A 16,825-nucleotide genomic window follows, 5' to 3' on the forward strand; every position below is an offset into this window, starting at 1 on the left:
CCGGCCCGAGCCTCCCGTCCGGTGCGTGGTGCCGAGCGGTGCGTTGTGCGGAGCGGTGCGTGGTGCGGTGCGCGCTGTGGAGCGGTGCGTGGTGCGGTGCGCGCTGCGGGACTGCGAGACAGCGGTGTCCCGGGGCGGGCGTCCCGGCCTCAGCGCGAGACGGGCTGGCGCGTGGCGGATCGTCCCGCGGTCGCCCTCGTGGACAGCGTGACCACGGTGACGGCACCGACGAGCAGTCCGGCGAGCACCATGTGCGTCCCGACGAGCCCGACGGGCAGTGCCGTGCGGGCCTGGGTCAGCCCGACGGCGATCTGCACGAACTCGACGACGAGCAGCAGGAGCGCCCACTTGCTCGACAGCTGCAGCCGGACGGCGCCGACCACCAACACGAGGGTGAGCGCGAAGAGGACGTACGCGGGAACGGCGTGCACGTGCTGCAGGACCGCCGGGTCGAGGCCCGTGCGGTGCAGGCGGCCGCCGTCGACGGCTTCGTCGGCACCCGCGTGCGGGCCGCTGCCCGTGGTCAGGATGCCGAGGAGCACGGTGACGGCGGTCGCCGCGATCGTGCCGCGGACCACGCCGACGTACCAGTTCGGCACGAGGCGACGCGCCAGGCGGGGCCCGTTCATCGCGCGGTGGACCAGCGTGGCGGTGATCGCGGTGAGCGCCATCGAGACCACGAAGTGCAGGCCGACGACGTAGGGGTTCAGGTTCGTCAGCACGCTGAGACCGCCGATGACGGCCTGCACGGGGATCGCTGCGCCCTGGGCGAACGCCAGCCAGAACAGTTCGGGTCGGGTCCGTCGCATCCGGACCACGGCGAGGAACATCGCGATGGCCACGACGACGAGCACGAACGTCAGCAGACGGTTGCCGAACTCGATGATCCCGTGCACGCCCATCTCGGGGGTGGAGACGAGCGAGTCGGCCGTGCATCGCGGCCAGGTGGGGCATCCGAGCCCCGACGCGGTCAGGCGGACGAGGCCACCGGTGCCGATGAGCACGACCTCCACCACGAAGGACGCCCAGGCGAGGACGACCACGCGAGGGTCGACGACCCGGGGCAGTGCCCACCACCGTGTGCGGACGTCCTGGTCGACGGGGGATGCGACGCGAGTCACGAGGGTGGTGCCTTCCTGTTGTTCCGCGCTGCGGGCCTGTAGGATTCGAGGGTTCAGCAGCAGTCAAGTCTAGGCAGGCGCCGGCTCCGAATGGGCCGAGATCGCCGATCACACCCAGGACTGCGTGGGACCATGACGTTGCGAGGCAGCAGCTGCGTGACCACCGTCGACGGGTTCGTCCTGTCGGTGGTCCGCGATGGAATGGTGACCGGCAGCCGCCGGTTGCCACCAGGGAACTGCCGCGAGAAGGAAACGAGGAGATCATGTCCGACGTGCTCATCGACCGTCCGGAGCTCGAGGGGCTCGGCCAGTACGAGTTCGGTTGGTCCGACTCCGACTCCGCCGGTGCCTCCGCCCGTCGCGGTGTCTCGGACGAGGTCGTCACCGACATCTCGAACCTCAAGGCCGAACCCGAGTGGATGCTGAAGAACCGTCTCAAGGGGCTCCAGCTGTTCGACCGCAAGCCGATGCCGACGTGGGGCGCCGACCTCACCGGGATCGACTTCGACAACATCAAGTACTTCGTGCGCTCCACGGAGAAGCAGGCCCAGTCGTGGGAAGACCTGCCCGAGGACATCCGCTCCACGTACGAGAAGCTCGGCATCCCCGAGGCCGAGCGCCAGCGCCTCGTCGCCGGCGTGGCCGCGCAGTACGAGTCCGAGGTCGTCTACCACCAGATCCGCGAGGACCTTGAGCAGCAGGGCGTCATCTTCATGGACACTGACACCGCGCTGCGCGAGCACCCGGAGCTCTTCCAGGAGTACTTCGGCACCGTCATCCCCGCCGGTGACAACAAGTTCGCCGCGCTGAACACGGCTGTCTGGTCCGGCGGCTCCTTCGTCTACGTCCCCAAGGGCGTCCACGTCGAGATCCCGCTGCAGGCCTACTTCCGGATCAACACCGAGAACATGGGGCAGTTCGAGCGGACGCTGATCATCGCCGACGAGGACTCCTACGTCCACTACATCGAGGGCTGCACCGCCCCGATCTACAAGTCGGACTCCCTGCACTCGGCCGTCGTCGAGATCATCGTGAAGAAGAACGCCCGCGTTCGCTACACGACGATCCAGAACTGGTCGAACAACGTCTACAACCTCGTCACCAAGCGTGCGATCGCGCACGAAGGCGCGACGATGGAGTGGATCGACGGCAACATCGGCTCCAAGGTGACGATGAAGTACCCGTCGATCTACCTCGCGGGTGAGCACGCCACGGGCGAGACGCTCTCCGTCGCCTTCGCGGGCCCCGGTCAGCACCAGGACGCCGGCGCGAAGATGATCCACATGGCGCCGTACACGACGTCCTCCATCGTGTCGAAGTCGATCGCCCGTGGCGGTGGCCGCGCCGGCTACCGCGGCGAGGTCCGCGTCGACCCGAACGCGCACCACTCGGCGAACACGGTCCGCTGCGACGCGCTGCTCGTCGACACCGTCTCGCGCTCGGACACCTACCCGGCGATCGACATCCGCGTCGACGACGTCCAGCTCGGCCACGAGGCCACGGTCTCCCGCGTGAGCGAGGAGCAGCTGTTCTACCTCATGTCGCGCGGCATGGCAGAGGACGAGGCCATGGCGATGATCGTCCGTGGCTTCATCGAGCCCATCGCCCGCGAGCTCCCGATGGAGTACGCGCTCGAACTCAACAAGCTCATCGAGATGAGCATGGAAGGATCCGTCGGCTAGATGTCGAGCTCCACCCCCACCCCCCGAATCGACCAGCCGATCGAGCCTGCTGCCCCCACGGGGACCGAGCGCGGTGCCGGTCAGGAACAGCATGGCGCGCGGGCCCACTCCGACGGCGCCTGGGACTCCAAGGTCCCGGTGCAGACCCGTTCGGAGCGCCCGCAGTCGGGTGACATCGACGCCTTCGCCGCGGTCACCGGCCGTGAGGTCAACTGGAAGTTCGCGCCGCTCGACAAGATCGCGCCGCTGCTCGCGCCCGGTCTCGACGGCTCGGCCTACCCCTTCCTCGCGACCCAGACCGACGGCGCCGACATCGAGTGGGGTCGCAGCGACGACCCGCGTGTCGGCACTGCCGGGCTGCCGGAGGACCGGGCAGCGGCTGCAGCCTGGACTGCGCGTGACGCCGTCCTCGCGGTCACCGTGAAGGCGACGGACGCGCACGAGTCGATCGCGATCACGCGCTCGGACTTCGGGCGTCAGCCGCGGGCGGCACACACGGTCATCACGGCCGAGCCGAACGCGCAGGGCATCGTCGTCATCGACAACCGCGGTTCCGCGCTCCTCTCGGAGAACGTCGAGATCGTCGTCAAGGACAACGCACGTCTCACCGTCGTGACGGTCCAGGACTGGGACGACGACGCCGTGCACGTCTCGACGCACTTCGCCGAGGTCGGCCGTGACGCCTTCCTCAAGCACGTCGTGGTTTCGCTCGGCGGCGACGTCGTCCGCGTGAACCCGTCGACGCACCTCGGTGCGCAGGGCGCCGACGTCGAGATGTACGGCGTGTACTTCGCCGACGCCGGGCAGTACATCGAGCAGCAGGTGTACGTGAACCACGACGCCCCGAACTCCCGTAGCCGCGTCAACTACAAGGGCGCACTGCAGGGGGCCGGAGCGCACACCGTCTGGATCGGTGACGTGCTCATCGGCCGCACGGCTCCGGGCACGGACTCCTACGAGCAGAACCGCAACCTGGTCCTGACGGACGGCACGCGCGCCGACAGCATCCCGAACCTCGAGATCGAGACCGGCGACATCGCCGGTGCCGGTCACGCGAGCGCGACCGGACGCTTCGACGACGAGCAGCTGTTCTACCTGCAGGCCCGCGGCATCCCCGAGGAAGAGGCCCGCCGACTGGTCGTGCTCGGCTTCCTCGTCGAGGTCATCCAGAAGATCGGCGCGCCCGAGCTCGAGGAACGCCTCGTCGCCGCGGTCGAGCAGGAGCTCCTCGAGGGCAAGACCGTCCTCGCCGCGCCGATCGCCGACGCCTCCCTCACCGAGACCTCGGTCTGATGGCCGAGAAGGTCTGCGCCGAGGGCGACATCGCCGTGGACAGCCCCATGCGGGTCGTCGTCGACGGCACCCCGGTCGCCATCGTGAAGGACTCCGCCGGCGTCGTGCACGCCATCGGGGACACTTGCACCCACGGGGAGATCTCGTTGGCCGAGGGCTTCGTCGAGGGTGACTCGCTGGAGTGCTGGGCACACGGTTCGCAGTTCTCGCTGACGACCGGCAAGCCCAAGAACTTCCCCGCGTACGAGCCCGTGCCGGTCTTCCGGGTCGAGGTCCGCGACGGCGACGTCTACGTCGACGTGCAGGACCCGGTCCCCGTCGACTGAACCGACCGGCCCCGGCCGGCTGCGCCTGACCCCCACACTCCTCCCGCGGCTGACGCCGCACCCCAGCTGCAACCGAAGGAACGCAATGTCCACTCTCGAAATCCGCGACCTCAAGGTCTCGATCGACACCGACCAGGGTGTCAAGGAGATCCTGAAGGGCGTCGACCTCACCATCAACGAGGGTGAGATCCACGCGATCATGGGGCCGAACGGCTCGGGCAAGTCGACTCTCGCCTACACGATCGCCGGGCACCCCCGCTACCACGTCGTCGGTGGCTCGATCACCCTCGACGGCCAGGACGTCCTCGCGATGAGCGTCGACGAGCGTGCCCGCGCCGGCATGTTCCTCGCGATGCAGTACCCGGTCGAGATCCCCGGAGTGACCGTCTCGAACTTCCTCCGCACCGCCAAGACGGCGATCGACGGCGAGGCCCCCGCGCTGCGCGGCTGGGTCAAGGACCTCCGCTCGTCGATGGCGGACCTGAAGATGGACCCGTCGTTCGCCGAGCGCAACGTCAACGAGGGCTTCTCCGGCGGCGAGAAGAAGCGCCACGAGATCATGCAGCTCGAGCTCCTCAAGCCGAAGTTCGCCGTCCTCGACGAGACCGACTCCGGCCTCGACGTCGACGCGCTGAAGATCGTGTCCGAGGGCGTCAACCGCGCCAAGGCCGCGACCGGCCTGGGCGTGCTGCTCATCACGCACTACACGCGCATCCTCCGCTACATCACGCCGGACTTCGTCCACGTGTTCGTCGCGGGCAAGGTCGCGGAGCAGGGCGGCCCGGAGCTGGCCGACCGTCTCGAGAACGAGGGCTACGACCGCTACGTGCAGGCCGCAGCCGCAGCAGCGGGGAACTGATGATCACCACACTCGCACCGGAGAAGTTCGACGAGGTCGTCGAGGGCCTCAAAGAGGTCCAGGACCCGGAACTCGGCGTCAACATCGTCGACCTCGGGCTCATCTACGACCTCGCCTGGGACGACGAGGCCTCGGCGCTCATCATCAGCATGACGCTGACGAGCGCGGGCTGCCCCCTGACCGACGTCATCGAGGGTGACACCGCGAACGCGCTCGACGGCATCGTCGACGCCTTCCGCATCAACTGGGTCTGGATGCCGCCGTGGGGCCCGGACCGCATCACCGACGACGGGCGCGAGATGATGCGCGCCCTCGGGTTCTCGATCTAGTAGCGACCCGACGACGAACAGGAGGCCCCCTGCCAGCTGGCACGGGGCCTCCCGTTCGTGTTGGCCGATCGCGCGCAGGGGCGACGCGCTCCACCGGTCGCGACTCCCCGTTCACGTTCGTCGGATGGTCAGGGATCGTCGCCTCTGCGTCCGTCCGCCGACGTTCCGCGACCCGTCGGCGCGCTGCTGTCGGGGTGTCATGACCGGTCGTCGCAGACGCGACGCAGACGCACACGCACACGCACACGCACACGCACACGCAGTCGCAGCCGCCGCAGGCTCCGACGCACGAGGGCCCCGTACCAGCGGTACGGGGCCCTCGTGCGGAACGGGCGAGCTCAGCGGCGGCGGAGCAGGCTCCACACGAGCGGGACGATGCCGGCGGCGATGAGCGCCTTCACGACGCCGCCCACGATGAACGGGTACAGGCCGGCGGACAGCACCGCCTGCAGGTCGTTCGGCAGGCCCAGGGCTCCGAGCGTCAGTGCCAGGTACGGCAGACCCGTGACGAACGGGATCGCGCTGGCGAGGGTGAACGCGACGACGGCGCGCCCGACCTTGCGGTCCCAGTTGCGGCGAGCGAGCCATCCGATGACGCCGGCGGCCGGGATGAAGCCGATGACGTACCCGAAGCTCGGGACGCTCAGCATGTGCAGGCCACCGGACATGCCGGCGAAGAACGGGGCACCGGCGAGGCCGACGATGGCGTACACGAGCATCGAGAGGACACCGCGGCGGGCTCCGAGGGTCGCGCCGACGAGCACGACGGCGAGGGTCTGACCGGTGATCGGGACCGGCCACATCGGGACCTCGAGCTGGGCCATCGCGGCCGTGAACAGGGCGCCGCCGGCGACGAGGGCGGCATCGGTGGCCAGCCCGTGCGTCCGAAGACGGTCGGCGAGGACTGCGCGGGGAGCGAACCCGGTGGCGTTCGTCATGGATTCTCCTAGAATGGACTGCTGGTCCCCTTCGGGACTGTCGGTCCCGTCAGCGTAGCGGTGAACCTCCCGCACACACCGTTGTGCACAACCACCAACTGATTGGACCACCACTGTGCTTGCCGTGCACGAACTCGAGATCCGCGTCGGGGCTCGCCTCCTGATGGAGAACGTGTCCTTCCGTGTGGAGAAGGGCGACAAGATCGGGCTGGTCGGCCGCAACGGCGCCGGCAAGACGACGATGACCAAGGCCCTGGCGGGCGAACAGCCGCCGACCGACGGCAAGATCGACCGCACCGGCGAGATCGGCTACCTGCCGCAGGACCCCCGCTCGGGCAACCCGGAGGACACCGCACGCAAGCGCATCCTCGACGCCCGTGGGCTCGGTGAGCTGGTGGAGGGCATCCGCCAGGCCACGCTCGACATGGCGAGTGCGGACACCGCCGTCGCCGAGAAGGCGATGCGCCGGTACTCCCGGCTCGACGACCAGTTCAACGCGCTCGGTGGCTACGCCGCCGAGGCCGAGGCGGCGTCCATCGCGTCGAACCTCAAGCTGCCCGACCGCATCCTCGACCAGCAGCTCAAGACGCTCTCGGGTGGTCAGCGCCGACGCATCGAGCTCGCGCGCATCCTGTTCTCCGACGCCGAGACGATGATCCTCGACGAGCCGACCAACCACCTCGACGCCGACTCGGTCGTCTGGCTCCGCGAGCACCTGAAGACCTACCCCGGCGGCGTCATCGTGATCTCCCACGACGTCGAGCTCGTCGACGAGGTCGTCAACCGCGTCTTCTACCTCGACGCCAACCGCCAGACCATCGACATCTACAACATGGGCTGGAAGCTGTACCAGCGGCAGCGCGTCGCCGACGAGGAGCGCCGCCGCAAGGAGCGTGCCGGCGCCGAGAAGAAGGCCGCCACGCTGAAGGACCAGGCCGCGCGCTTCGGTGCGAAGGCGTCGAAGGCCGCTGCCGCGCACCAGATGGTCGCGCGTGCCGACAAGCTGCTCGCAGGCCTCGAGGACGAGCGCGTCGCCGACCGCGTCGCGAAGATCCGCTTCCCCACACCGGCCCCCTGTGGCCGCACGCCGCTGATGGCCGAGGGACTGTCGAAGTCCTACGGGTCGCTCGAGATCTTCGCGGGCGTCGACCTGGCGATCGACCGTGGTTCCCGCGTCGTCATCCTGGGCTTCAACGGCGCGGGCAAGACGACGCTGCTCCGCATCCTCGCGGGCGCCGACGCTCCGGACACCGGCGCGATCCTGCCCGGTCACGGCCTGCGCATCGGGTACTACGCGCAGGAGCACGAGAACATCGACGTCAACCGCACCGTGATCGAGAACATGGTCTCCGCGTCGACCGACCTCAACGAGACCGAGGCCCGCCGCGTCCTCGGGTCGTTCCTGTTCACCGGCGACGACGGCTACAAGAAGGCCGGCGTGCTCTCCGGTGGCGAGAAGACCCGCCTGTCACTCGCGATGATCGTCGTGTCGGGCGCGAACGTGTTGCTGCTCGACGAGCCCACGAACAACCTGGACCCCGCGTCGCGCGAGGAGATCCTCAGTGCCCTGGCGAACTTCGAGGGGGCCGTCGTCCTCGTGTCCCACGACGCCGGCGCGGTCGAGGCCCTCAACCCGGAGCGCGTCCTGCTCCTCCCGGACGGCACCGAGGACCACTGGAACAAGGACTACGCGGAGCTCATCGAGCTCGCCTAGCCCGCGCAGGCGGCTGCCGGGCGCTGACCGGCTCAGGCGCGTTCCCGTGACCGGCCACGACATCCCGCTCACGTCCGTCGATCGGTCACCGTTCGTCTGTTCTCAGCGCGACCACCGACGAGTCGTGACCGCTGGATGGAGCGCCGTCGGGGTGTCCTGACCAGTGGACGGTGCCGCTTCCGTGCCGTCTCGGTCCGACGGCGGACGGGAGGCCCGTGGCGACGCCGTCACGGGCCTCCCGTCCGCCGTCAGACCGGTCACGACAGCCCGCTCACCGTCGCCGAGCGGGCGAGGATCGTCGACCCGTGCCGTGCTGACCGACAGACCAAGACCACTCGGCGAACGACCGGCGCGACGGCGCGACCAGTCGGGTGGGTCAGCGACGTGACTCGAGGAGCTCGTCCTCGATGTCCGCGTCCGTCTTCGGCTTGGCGTCCTTGCGGCGCTGCCGCTCGAGGGCGCGCTCGCGCTCCTCGGGGTCGTCCTGGTTGAGGTTCCGGTACTCCTGCACCATCAGGTACGCCAGGAACCCGAAGCCTCCCGCGGCGAACATGAACCACTGGATGAAGTAGCTCAGGTGCAGCCCGGTGTCGGCGCTCGGGCGGTCCCAGCCGAGGGGACGGGCCTCGGTCGGCGCGGGGGACTCGGACGCGAGCTGCCCGTACGCCCCGGTCCAGATGGGGGCCTCGGTCTTCGCGGCCACGTCCGTGAGCGTGACGGACTGGACCTGGTCGGTGTGGGCCGGGTCGGTCCGGCCGGGGATGCGTGGTTCGGACTGCTGCAGCCGAGCCGTGACGGTGACCTGCCCCGACGGGGGAGCGGGCACGTGGTCTGGGGCGTCCTGCCGGTTGCCGGTGGGCACCCACCCGCGGTCGACGATGAACGCGCGCCCGTCGGCGGTGACGAGCGGCGTCAGGACCTCGAAGCCGGGCTGGCCGTTGTGGACGCGGTTCCGGACGAGGAGCTGGTCGTCGGTGTCGTAGCGCCCGGTGGCGGTGACGCGGAGCCAGGTCTGGTCGTTCGTCCAGCTGGAGGCCCGGGGGAGGGCGTCCTGCACGGCGACCGGGGTGTGGTCGTAGTTCGTGGCGATCTGCAGGTTCTCGCGGACGGCCTCGTTCCGGCGGTCCCACTGCCACATGCCGAACAGCGTGCAGAGGATCGCGAAGGCCACGGCGATCGCGAAGTACCCGAGCCAACGACGGCTCCGGACGAAGTGCCAGCCGACGAAGGGCTCGTCGGGGTCGTGCACGGCGGTCTCGACCTCGGCGGCACGTTCCCGAGCCGTCGCCTGACGGATGCGCTCGGCGTGCTTCCGGCCGTAGCGCGACTGCGGGTCGAAGTCGTCGGTCATCGCTCGTTCGCCGAGCGGGTCCGTTCACCCACGTCGTTCTTCGGGCCGCCGTGGAGTGCGCCGTGCTGGACGGCGTCGGGGCGGTGGGAGTCGTCCAGCTGGTCGACGTCCTCGTCGATGCCGGTGACCTTGACGGGGAAGGTACGGGACCGCAGGTACCCGGCGAGGAAGTCGCAGTGCTCGTCGCACGCCGCCCAGATCTTCACGCGGTCGAGCGGGTGGATGCGCGGGTTCCGCCAGTTGACGCGCCAGCTCGCGGCGGTGGAGCACCCGGCGCGGGAGCACACGGGCGTGGAGCCCGGCTCGGTGAACAGGTCGAAGGTCGCACCCATCAGCGGTGGCCCCACATGCGGGACCGGTCGCCGTTGCGCTGCCATTCCTCTTGCGCGTGCTGCGCCGACTGGCGCAGGCGTTCCTGCTCGTCGCGGTAGGCCTGCGCGCGGGCGTCCTCCTGCTGCTGGCGGAGTGCCGGGTCGTAGTCGGCGGCGCGCACGAGGGCACCGGCCGGGGCGATCGCGTCGGACTCGACGTGACTGCCCGCGTTCGCGATGACGACGGCGATCCAGGGGATGACGCCGGCGAGCACGATCGGGATGATCGCGAGGATCGGGTTGTGCCAGACCGTGTAGACGAGCACGGCCCCGACGAACAGGAACACGCGGACGGCCATCTGCCAGATGTAGCGCGACAGACGGTGGTGCCGGTCACGCGTCGGTGACTTCGGAAGTGCCGTGATGCTCTGCGTCGTACGCGTCGTCTTCATGCCTTCGTTCTCCGTCTGCCCACACACCAGCCTAAGCCCGGCCACCGACACTTGACCGCGCGATCTGGGGCCGTGTGTGCCCGGGTAGGCTCGTGCGGGCGTGTCGGGCGGAGCGTCGTCCGTGCGCCCTCGCAGGCAACGCCGTGCACCCCGAGCACACCACCGAACGGAGCGCCCATGACCACCCCCCGTACCGTCCTCATCACCGGCGGCAACCGCGGCATCGGCAACGCCCTCGCCGAGCGGTTCGTCGCCGCCGGACACCGGGTCGCGGTCACCTCCCGGAACGGCCAGGGCGGTCCCGAGGGTGCGCTGACGGTGCAGGCCGACATCACGGACACCGCCTCGGTCGACGCCGCGTTCACCGAGGTCGAGAACGCGCTCGGACCCGTCGAGGTCCTGGTCGCGAACGCCGGCATCACGAACGACGGTCTCCTGCTCCGCATGAGCGAGGAGGACTTCACGAGCGTCATCGACACCAACCTGACCGGCACGTTCCGCGTGGTGAAGCGGGCCACGAAGGGCATGATGCGCGCGAAGTTCGGCCGCATCGTGCTGATGTCGAGCGTCGTCGGCGCCTACGGACAGGTCGGGCAGGTCAACTACGCGTCCTCGAAGGCCGCGCTCGTCGGCATGGCCCGGTCGATCACGCGGGAACTCGGGTCCCGCGGCATCACGGCGAACGTGGTCGCGCCCGGGTTCATCCAGACCGACATGACGGCCGCGCTGCCCGAGGAGCTGCAGGCCGAGTTCAAGAAGCAGATCCCGGCGGCGCGCTACGGCACGGTCGACGACGTCGCGGACGCCACGCTCTTCCTCGCCGGGGACGGCGCCGGGTACATCTCCGGCGCGGTCGTGCCGGTGGACGGCGGCCTCGGGATGGGCCACTAGCCAGCGGCGGTCGCCGAGACTCGGCCGGGCGGACACCGTGCGGGCCGTGGCGCCCAGGAACTGTCCGGGGGGCCGAGACCCGGGCACGCGGCCGGCCGGCGGCGTCAGCCGCGCAGGCCCAGCGCGGCCAGCACGGCGGAGAGGTCGCGGTCCACGACGACGAGGTCGGCGGCCTCCCGCACGCGCGGCTTCGCGTCGAACGCGACGGACAGCGCCGCGACCCGCATCATCTCGACGTCGTTCGCGCCGTCGCCGACCGCCACGGTGCGGGTGAGCGGGACGCCGTCGGCCTCGGCCCACGCCAGGAGCGCGTCGGCCTTGGCGTGCGCGTCGACGACGTCGCCGAGGACCTGCCCGGTGAGGACGCCGTCCACAACCTCGAGTCGGTTGGCCTGGCAGTGGTCGAGCCCGAGCGCTGCGGCGAACGGGTCGAGCACCTCGTGGAACCCGCCGGACACGACGCCGACGGTCCCACCGGCCGCGTGGACGCCGCGGACCAGGTCGTCGGCACCCCGCGTCACGCGGACCGCCCGCTGTGCCTGCACGACGACGTCGGACGGGAGGCCCGCCAGGGTCGCGACCCGCTCCCGGAGGCTCTCGGTGAAGTCGATCTCGCCGCGCATGGCGCGCTGCGTGACCGCCTCGACCTGTGGTCGGGTCCCCGCCGACTCGGCGAGCAGTTCGATGACCTCGTCCTCGAGCAGGGTGGAGTCGGCATCGAGGACGACGAGGAAGCGCGGCACGCCACCACGGTAGCGGTGCCGCGCACCTCGTTACGCCGGGGGTCCTCGCCGGGGCTAGGCCTCGACGCGGACGCCCTTGCCGACCACGGTGATGCCCGACTCGGTCACGGTGAAGCCGCGGGCGACGTCGGCCTCGCGGTCGACACCCACCCGGGCGCCGGGAGCGAGCACGACGTCCTTGTCCAGGATCGCCCGGTTCACGACGGCACCGGCACCGATGGTCGCCCGCTCGAAGACGATCGAGTCGAGGACCTTCGCCCCGGAGTCGGCCGTGCACCAGGGACCGATGACGCTGCGCTCGAGCTGGGCGCCCGACATCAGGCAGCCGAGCGACACGATCGAGTCGACCGTCGCACCGGTGTTGCCGTTCGCGTCGCGGACGAACTTCGCCGGGGGCAGGTTCGTCTGCTGGTTGAAGATCGGCCAGTCCGTGTTGTACAGGTTGAAGACCGGCACCGGGGCGATGAGGTCCATGTGGGCGTCGTAGAACGAGTCGATCGTCCCCACGTCGCGCCAGTAGTACTTGTCACGGTCGTTCGACCCGGGCACCTCGTTGCGCTGCAGGTCGTACACGCCGGCGTCGCCGCGGGCCACGAAGTCGGGGACGATGTCGCCGCCCATGTCGTGCGCCGAGGTCTCGACCTGGCCGTCGCGGAGCACGGCGTCGACGAGCGCGTCGGCGTCGAAGACGTAGTTGCCCATCGACGCGAGGATCTCGCCGGGGGAGTCGGGCAGGCCGGTGGCGTCCTTCGGCTTCTCGAGGAAGGCCTCGATGCGCGTGGGGTCGTCGTCGTCCACCTTGATGACGCCGAACTGGTCGGCGAGGGCGATCGGCTGCCGGATCGCGGCGACGGTGGCGCTGCGGCCGGAGGCGATGTGGGCCTCCACCATCTGGGAGAAGTCCATCCGGTACACATGGTCGGCACCGACGACGACGACGATGTCCGGACGCTCGTCACGGAGCAGGTTGAGCGACTGCAGGATCGCGTCGGCCGAGCCGGCGAACCAGCGCTTGCCGAGTCGCTGCTGCGCGGGGACGGACGCCACGTAGGACCCGAGCAGGCCCTCCATGCGCCAGGTCTCCGCCACGTGGCGGTCCAGGCTGTGGGACTTGTACTGCGTCAGGACGACGATCTTCTGCAACCCGGAGTTCACCAGGTTCGAGAGCGCGAAGTCGACGAGGCGGAAGTTGCCACCGAACGGGACGGCAGGCTTTGCGCGGTCGGCGGTGAGCGGCATGAGCCGTTTCCCTTCGCCCCCGGCGAGGACGATCCCGAATATCTTCTTCGATGGCATGGGGTTCACAGTAGGCGAGCGCACTGGGAACCCGTTACGTTGAACGCGTGCGAGTCGATCTACTGACCAGGGAGTATCCGCCGGAGGTCTACGGCGGAGCGGGTGTCCACGTGGCCGAACTGACCGCAGCGCTGCGGTCCGGGACGGACACCGAGGTGCGCGTCCGGGCCTTCGGGGCCTTCCGCGACGAGGCCGACGTGTGGGCGTACCGCACGCCCGAAGGCCTCGAGCAGGCCAACGGCGCGCTGCAGGCGCTCGGCACCGACGTGCAGATCGCCGCGGACGTCGAGGGCGCCGACGTCGTGCACTCGCACACCTGGTACGCCAACGCGGCCGGGCGCATCGCGCAGCTGACCCACGGCATCCCGCACGTCGTCACCGCCCACTCCCTCGAGCCCCTGCGCCCGTGGAAGGCCGAGCAGCTCGGCGGCGGCTACCGCCTGTCGAGCTGGATGGAGCGCGAGTCCTTCGTCGAGGCCGACGCCGTCATCGCCGTGTCGAAGGCCATGCGCGCCGACATCCTCCGCTCGTACCCGTCGATCGACCCCGCCAAGGTGCACGTCGTCTACAACGGCATCGACGTCGAGGAGTGGAAGCCCGAGGTCGACCACGACGCCGTCCGTGCGCTCGGGATCGACCCGGAGCGCCCGAGCGTCGTCTTCGTCGGGCGCATCACCCGGCAGAAGGGCCTGCCGTACCTGCTCCGCGCGGTCGCGGCCCTGCCGCCCGAGGTGCAGATCGTCCTGTGCGCCGGCGCGCCGGACACCCCCGAGATCCTCGCCGAGGTCACCGGCCTGGTCGAGGACCTCCGCCAGCAGCGCGACGGCGTCGTCTGGATCGACCGGATGCTGGCCCACCGCGAGATCGTCAACGTGCTGTCCTCCGGCACCGTCTTCGTCTGCCCGTCGGTCTACGAGCCCCTCGGCATCGTCAACCTCGAGGCCATGGCCTGCGGCATCCCCGTCGTCGGCTCCGGCACCGGCGGCATCCCCGAGGTCGTCGCCGACGGTCTCACCGGCCGCATCGTGCCGATCGACCAGGTCACCGACGGCACCGGCACGCCGACGAACCCGGACAAGTACGTCGCCGACCTCGCCGCCACCCTGAACGAGGTCCTGTCGGACCTCGGCCTCGCCAAGCTGATGGGGCGCGCCGGCCGGCTCCGCGTCGAGAGCGAGTTCACCTGGGACGCGATCGCGACGCGGACCCGGGCGGTCTACGACCAGGTCCTGGCGGCTCGCTGAGGCGAGCTGGCAACCGAACCAGCCGGGAGGCCCGGGTGACGTCCGTGACGGACGTCACCCGGGCCTCCCGTCCGTTGGTCCCACGGCTGCGACGCGCGCGCCCTGCGGACATCGGGTGACGGTCCGCTCGCGTAGGGTTGGGGCATGCCCTCGGTTGTGCGCTTGTCAGACGTGTCCGTGGTCCGGAACGGGGCCACCATCCTCGACGCGGTCTCGTGGGAGGTGCAGGACGACGAGCGGTGGGTCGTGCTCGGCGCGAACGGTGCCGGCAAGACCACGCTGCTCCAGGTCGCGGGGGCCCAGAGCTTCCCGACCTCCGGAGAGGTCGAGGTCCTCGGGACCGAACTCGGCGGCGCCGACCTGTTCGAACTGCGGCCCCGCATCGGCTTCGCGTCCACCGCGCTCGCCCGTCGCATCCCGGTGACCGAGAAGGTCATCGACGTGGTCCTCACCGCCGCGTACTCGGTCACGGGTCGCTGGAACGAGGAGTACGAGGAGCTCGACGTCCGTCGCGCCCAGCGGGTGCTCGACGAGTGGGGCCTCGGGTCCTTCACCGACCGGACCTTCGGCGAGCTCAGCGACGGCGAGCAGAAGCGCGTGCAGATCGCCCGGGCCGTGATGACCGACCCCGAGATCCTGTTCCTCGACGAGCCGGCCGCGTCGCTCGACCTCGGCGCCCGCGAGAGCCTGGTGCGCACCCTCGGCGGGTACGCGCAGAGCTCCGACTCGCCCGCGATCGTCATCGTGACGCACCACGTCGAGGAGATCCCGGCGGGCTTCACGCACGCGCTGATCCTGGCCTCCGGGCACATCCAGGCCGCCGGACCCATCGACGACGTCCTGACCGACGCCACCCTGAGCGAGGCCTTCGGCATCGCGCTGACCGTCACGAAGGACGCCGGACGCTTCACGGCACGCGCCGCCTGAGCCGGTCGGACGACGTGTCCTGCTCCCGTTCGTGCCCGCTGTCTGGTAACGTGGACGGCTGGCGTGAGCCGCAGACTTCCGGGGCGACCGCCCCGCTCTCAACACCGCTATCCACCCAAGGAATCACCTCATGAAGACCGAGACCCACCCCGAGTACCGCGCCATCGTCTTCCGCGACCTGGCTTCCGGTGAGACGTTCCTGACGCGTTCGACCGCGAACAGCGACAAGACCATCGAGCTCGACGGTGCCACCTACCCGGTGATCGACGTCGAGATCTCGTCCGCATCGCACCCGTTCTACACGGGCAAGCAGCGCATCCTCGACTCGGCCGGTCGCGTCGAGAAGTTCAACCAGCGCTTCAAGGGCTTCAGCAAGTAAGCAGTCCTGCAACGCACACGGGCGGTCCTCCTTCGGGAGGGCCGCCCGTTCGCGTTGCCGGTCCCGTCTCCGCAAGACACCGGTGTCCAGCAGGCGCCCTCCGCAAGACACCGGTGTCCAGCAGTCGCGCCGCGGATGTTCGCGGCGCGGAGCCTGAACACCGGTGTCTTGCGAGGGGGCGGGGCGTCAGTCGGCGGTGCGGTGGGGCCAGCGGCCGTCGGCGATGAAGGAGGGGTCGCGCTTCTTCCGCATGTACTCCTGGAAGGAGACGGCCTGGTCGGCGCACCAGGCGACCTGCTTGCGGTGGAGTTCCTCGGCCGAGACGGTGAGGTCATCCGGGTACTTCAGGGCGATGGCCTGGGCGACACGTCCGGCAGCGATGGCGTCCGCACCGGCGTCGTGGGCGTCGGAGAGCGTGACGCCGTAGGTCTCCGCGGCGGCTTCGAGCGTGCGCTTGCCCTTGCGGTAGGTGTCGAGCGCCTTGTCCATCACGAGCGGGTCGACGACGTTGCCGATGACCGGGGAGGCGATGCCGTGCCGCTTGGCTTCTCTGTCGAGCAGCGTGAGGTCGTACGGGGCGTTGTAGATCACCAGGGGGATGCCCCGGGCGAAGACGGCCTCGATCGCGAGGACGATCTCCGCGACGACCTCCCCAGCAGGACGGCCGTCGGCCTGGGCGCGCTCGGTGCTGATGCCGTGGACCGCCGAGGCCTGCTCGGGGATGGGCACACCGGGGTCGGCGAGCCAGGCTCCTTCGACGATGCTGCGCCCGGTCATGTCGATCAGGCCCACGTGGGCGGTGACGATCCGGGCGGTCTCGACGTCGATGCCGGTGGTCTCGAGGTCGAAGACGCCGAGCGCGTGCCACCAGGGCCGTGCTGAGAGGTCCTGAGCGGTGGCCGGGGCGTCCAGCTCGGTTGCGGAGTACGTCACCCCACGAGGCTAACCGGAGCGACCGACACCTCGACG

18 protein-coding genes are annotated in these 16,825 nt (G+C 70.0%); 10 read left to right on the forward strand and 8 right to left on the reverse strand.

Translation table 11 applies throughout. The features are described 5' to 3' along the window. Nucleotides 1-149: 149 nt before the first annotated feature. Complete coding sequence (locus ITJ68_RS06475; RefSeq protein WP_194660466.1) at nucleotides 150-1,121, reverse strand: COX15/CtaA family protein; 972 nt, start codon at nucleotides 1,119-1,121, stop codon at nucleotides 150-152. A gap of 263 nt (nucleotides 1,122-1,384) precedes the next feature. On the opposite strand from ITJ68_RS06475, the gene sufB reads away from it, so the two are divergent. The 5 genes from sufB (at nucleotide 1,385) to ITJ68_RS06500 (ending at nucleotide 5,610) form a co-directional block, all read left to right on the forward strand. Further along, entirely contained in the window at nucleotides 1,385-2,803 is a 1,419-nt protein-coding gene (gene sufB / locus ITJ68_RS06480) for a Fe-S cluster assembly protein SufB (protein ID WP_194660467.1), read from the forward strand. Continuing rightward, entirely contained in the window at nucleotides 2,804-4,096 is a 1,293-nt protein-coding gene (gene sufD / locus ITJ68_RS06485) for a Fe-S cluster assembly protein SufD (protein ID WP_194660468.1), read from the forward strand. Further along, nucleotides 4,096-4,422: a non-heme iron oxygenase ferredoxin subunit gene (locus tag ITJ68_RS06490; protein WP_194660469.1), complete on the forward strand. Its 327-nt coding sequence runs from the start codon at nucleotides 4,096-4,098 to the stop codon at nucleotides 4,420-4,422. The genes sufD and ITJ68_RS06490 overlap by 1 nt, the downstream gene beginning before the upstream one ends. Before the next feature lie 85 nt (nucleotides 4,423-4,507). After that, a complete protein-coding gene (gene sufC / locus ITJ68_RS06495) occupies nucleotides 4,508-5,281 on the forward strand; it encodes a Fe-S cluster assembly ATPase SufC (RefSeq protein WP_194660470.1) in 774 nt (257 codons plus the stop codon). Next, entirely contained in the window at nucleotides 5,281-5,610 is a 330-nt protein-coding gene (locus tag ITJ68_RS06500) for a metal-sulfur cluster assembly factor (protein ID WP_123653503.1), read from the forward strand. Before sufC ends, ITJ68_RS06500 begins: the two co-directional genes overlap by 1 nt. A gap of 338 nt (nucleotides 5,611-5,948) precedes the next feature. On the opposite strand, the gene ITJ68_RS06505 is transcribed toward ITJ68_RS06500, so the two are convergent. Next, complete coding sequence (locus tag ITJ68_RS06505) at nucleotides 5,949-6,548, reverse strand: biotin transporter BioY (protein ID WP_194660471.1); 600 nt, start codon at nucleotides 6,546-6,548, stop codon at nucleotides 5,949-5,951. Between the two features lie 115 nt (nucleotides 6,549-6,663). Here ITJ68_RS06505 and ITJ68_RS06510 point away from each other — a divergent pair, with 115 nt between their 5' ends. Beyond that, complete coding sequence (locus tag ITJ68_RS06510) at nucleotides 6,664-8,262, forward strand: ABC-F family ATP-binding cassette domain-containing protein (protein WP_194660472.1); 1,599 nt, start codon at nucleotides 6,664-6,666, stop codon at nucleotides 8,260-8,262. Between the two features lie 376 nt (nucleotides 8,263-8,638). Here the strand turns inward: ITJ68_RS06510 and ITJ68_RS06515 are convergent, their stop codons facing one another. Genes ITJ68_RS06515 through ITJ68_RS06525 form a run of 3 tightly spaced genes read right to left on the reverse strand, consistent with a single transcriptional unit; the run spans nucleotide 8,639 to nucleotide 10,376 of the window. Continuing rightward, a complete protein-coding gene (locus ITJ68_RS06515) occupies nucleotides 8,639-9,613 on the reverse strand; it encodes an SURF1 family protein (protein ID WP_194660473.1) in 975 nt (324 codons plus the stop codon). Then, a complete protein-coding gene (locus ITJ68_RS19715; RefSeq protein WP_416354638.1) occupies nucleotides 9,610-9,945 on the reverse strand; it encodes a hypothetical protein in 336 nt (111 codons plus the stop codon). The genes ITJ68_RS06515 and ITJ68_RS19715 overlap by 4 nt, the downstream gene beginning before the upstream one ends. Next, a complete protein-coding gene (locus ITJ68_RS06525) occupies nucleotides 9,945-10,376 on the reverse strand; it encodes a DUF3099 domain-containing protein (protein ID WP_194660474.1) in 432 nt (143 codons plus the stop codon). Before ITJ68_RS06525 ends, ITJ68_RS19715 begins: the two co-directional genes overlap by 1 nt. 177 nt (nucleotides 10,377-10,553) lie before the next feature. Between ITJ68_RS06525 and fabG the strand changes: the two genes are divergently transcribed. Further along, entirely contained in the window at nucleotides 10,554-11,267 is a 714-nt protein-coding gene (gene fabG, locus ITJ68_RS06530) for a 3-oxoacyl-ACP reductase FabG (protein WP_194660475.1), read from the forward strand. A 104-nt stretch (nucleotides 11,268-11,371) separates the two neighbouring features. On the opposite strand, the gene serB is transcribed toward fabG, so the two are convergent. Continuing rightward, nucleotides 11,372-12,010, reverse strand: a complete 639-nt coding sequence (serB, locus tag ITJ68_RS06535; protein ID WP_194660476.1) for a phosphoserine phosphatase SerB — start codon at nucleotides 12,008-12,010, stop codon at nucleotides 11,372-11,374. A gap of 54 nt (nucleotides 12,011-12,064) precedes the next feature. Then, nucleotides 12,065-13,306 carry a glucose-1-phosphate adenylyltransferase gene (locus tag ITJ68_RS06540; protein WP_194660477.1) on the reverse strand — a complete coding sequence of 414 codons (1,242 nt, stop codon included), beginning with the start codon at nucleotides 13,304-13,306 and terminating at the stop codon, nucleotides 12,065-12,067. A gap of 47 nt (nucleotides 13,307-13,353) precedes the next feature. Between ITJ68_RS06540 and glgA the strand changes: the two genes are divergently transcribed. From glgA to ITJ68_RS06555, 3 genes are all read left to right on the forward strand, one after another. Further along, nucleotides 13,354-14,550: a glycogen synthase gene (glgA, locus tag ITJ68_RS06545; protein ID WP_194660478.1), complete on the forward strand. Its 1,197-nt coding sequence runs from the start codon at nucleotides 13,354-13,356 to the stop codon at nucleotides 14,548-14,550. A 144-nt stretch (nucleotides 14,551-14,694) separates the two neighbouring features. Next, on the forward strand, nucleotides 14,695-15,477 hold the full coding sequence (locus ITJ68_RS06550) for an ABC transporter ATP-binding protein (protein WP_194660479.1): 783 nt from the start codon (nucleotides 14,695-14,697) through the stop codon (nucleotides 15,475-15,477). A 130-nt stretch (nucleotides 15,478-15,607) separates the two neighbouring features. Next, the gene (locus tag ITJ68_RS06555; protein ID WP_071275272.1) at nucleotides 15,608-15,856 is read left to right on the forward strand and encodes a type B 50S ribosomal protein L31; all 249 of its coding nucleotides are present in this window, start codon (nucleotides 15,608-15,610) and stop codon (nucleotides 15,854-15,856) included. Nucleotides 15,857-16,042: 186 nt separating this feature from the next. Here ITJ68_RS06555 and ITJ68_RS06560 read toward each other — a convergent pair whose 3' ends face one another. After that, on the reverse strand, nucleotides 16,043-16,789 hold the full coding sequence (locus tag ITJ68_RS06560) for an exonuclease domain-containing protein (RefSeq protein WP_194660480.1): 747 nt from the start codon (nucleotides 16,787-16,789) through the stop codon (nucleotides 16,043-16,045). Nucleotides 16,790-16,825: the final 36 nt, after the last annotated feature.

The sequence above is a fragment of the Curtobacterium sp. VKM Ac-1395 genome, assembly GCF_015350975.1.
In the GTDB taxonomy this organism is placed as follows: Bacteria; Actinomycetota; Actinomycetes; order Actinomycetales; family Microbacteriaceae; genus Curtobacterium.

Coding starts and splice junctions, on each gene's coding strand:
- sufB (WP_194660467.1), top strand. CDS start 1,385: ATGTCCGACGTGCTCATCGACCGTCCGGAGCTCGAGGGGCTCGGCCAG.
- sufD (WP_194660468.1), top strand. CDS start 2,804: ATGTCGAGCTCCACCCCCACCCCCCGAATCGACCAGCCGATCGAGCCT.
- ITJ68_RS06490 (WP_194660469.1), top strand. CDS start 4,096: ATGGCCGAGAAGGTCTGCGCCGAGGGCGACATCGCCGTGGACAGCCCC.
- sufC (WP_194660470.1), top strand. CDS start 4,508: ATGTCCACTCTCGAAATCCGCGACCTCAAGGTCTCGATCGACACCGAC.
- ITJ68_RS06500 (WP_123653503.1), top strand. CDS start 5,281: ATGATCACCACACTCGCACCGGAGAAGTTCGACGAGGTCGTCGAGGGC.
- ITJ68_RS06505 (WP_194660471.1), bottom strand. CDS start 6,548: ATGACGAACGCCACCGGGTTCGCTCCCCGCGCAGTCCTCGCCGACCGT.
- ITJ68_RS06515 (WP_194660473.1), bottom strand. CDS start 9,613: ATGACCGACGACTTCGACCCGCAGTCGCGCTACGGCCGGAAGCACGCC.
- ITJ68_RS19715 (WP_416354638.1), bottom strand. CDS start 9,945: ATGGGTGCGACCTTCGACCTGTTCACCGAGCCGGGCTCCACGCCCGTG.
- ITJ68_RS06525 (WP_194660474.1), bottom strand. CDS start 10,376: ATGAAGACGACGCGTACGACGCAGAGCATCACGGCACTTCCGAAGTCA.
- fabG (WP_194660475.1), top strand. CDS start 10,554: ATGACCACCCCCCGTACCGTCCTCATCACCGGCGGCAACCGCGGCATC.
- ITJ68_RS06540 (WP_194660477.1), bottom strand. CDS start 13,306: ATGCCATCGAAGAAGATATTCGGGATCGTCCTCGCCGGGGGCGAAGGG.
- ITJ68_RS06550 (WP_194660479.1), top strand. CDS start 14,695: ATGCCCTCGGTTGTGCGCTTGTCAGACGTGTCCGTGGTCCGGAACGGG.
- ITJ68_RS06555 (WP_071275272.1), top strand. CDS start 15,608: ATGAAGACCGAGACCCACCCCGAGTACCGCGCCATCGTCTTCCGCGAC.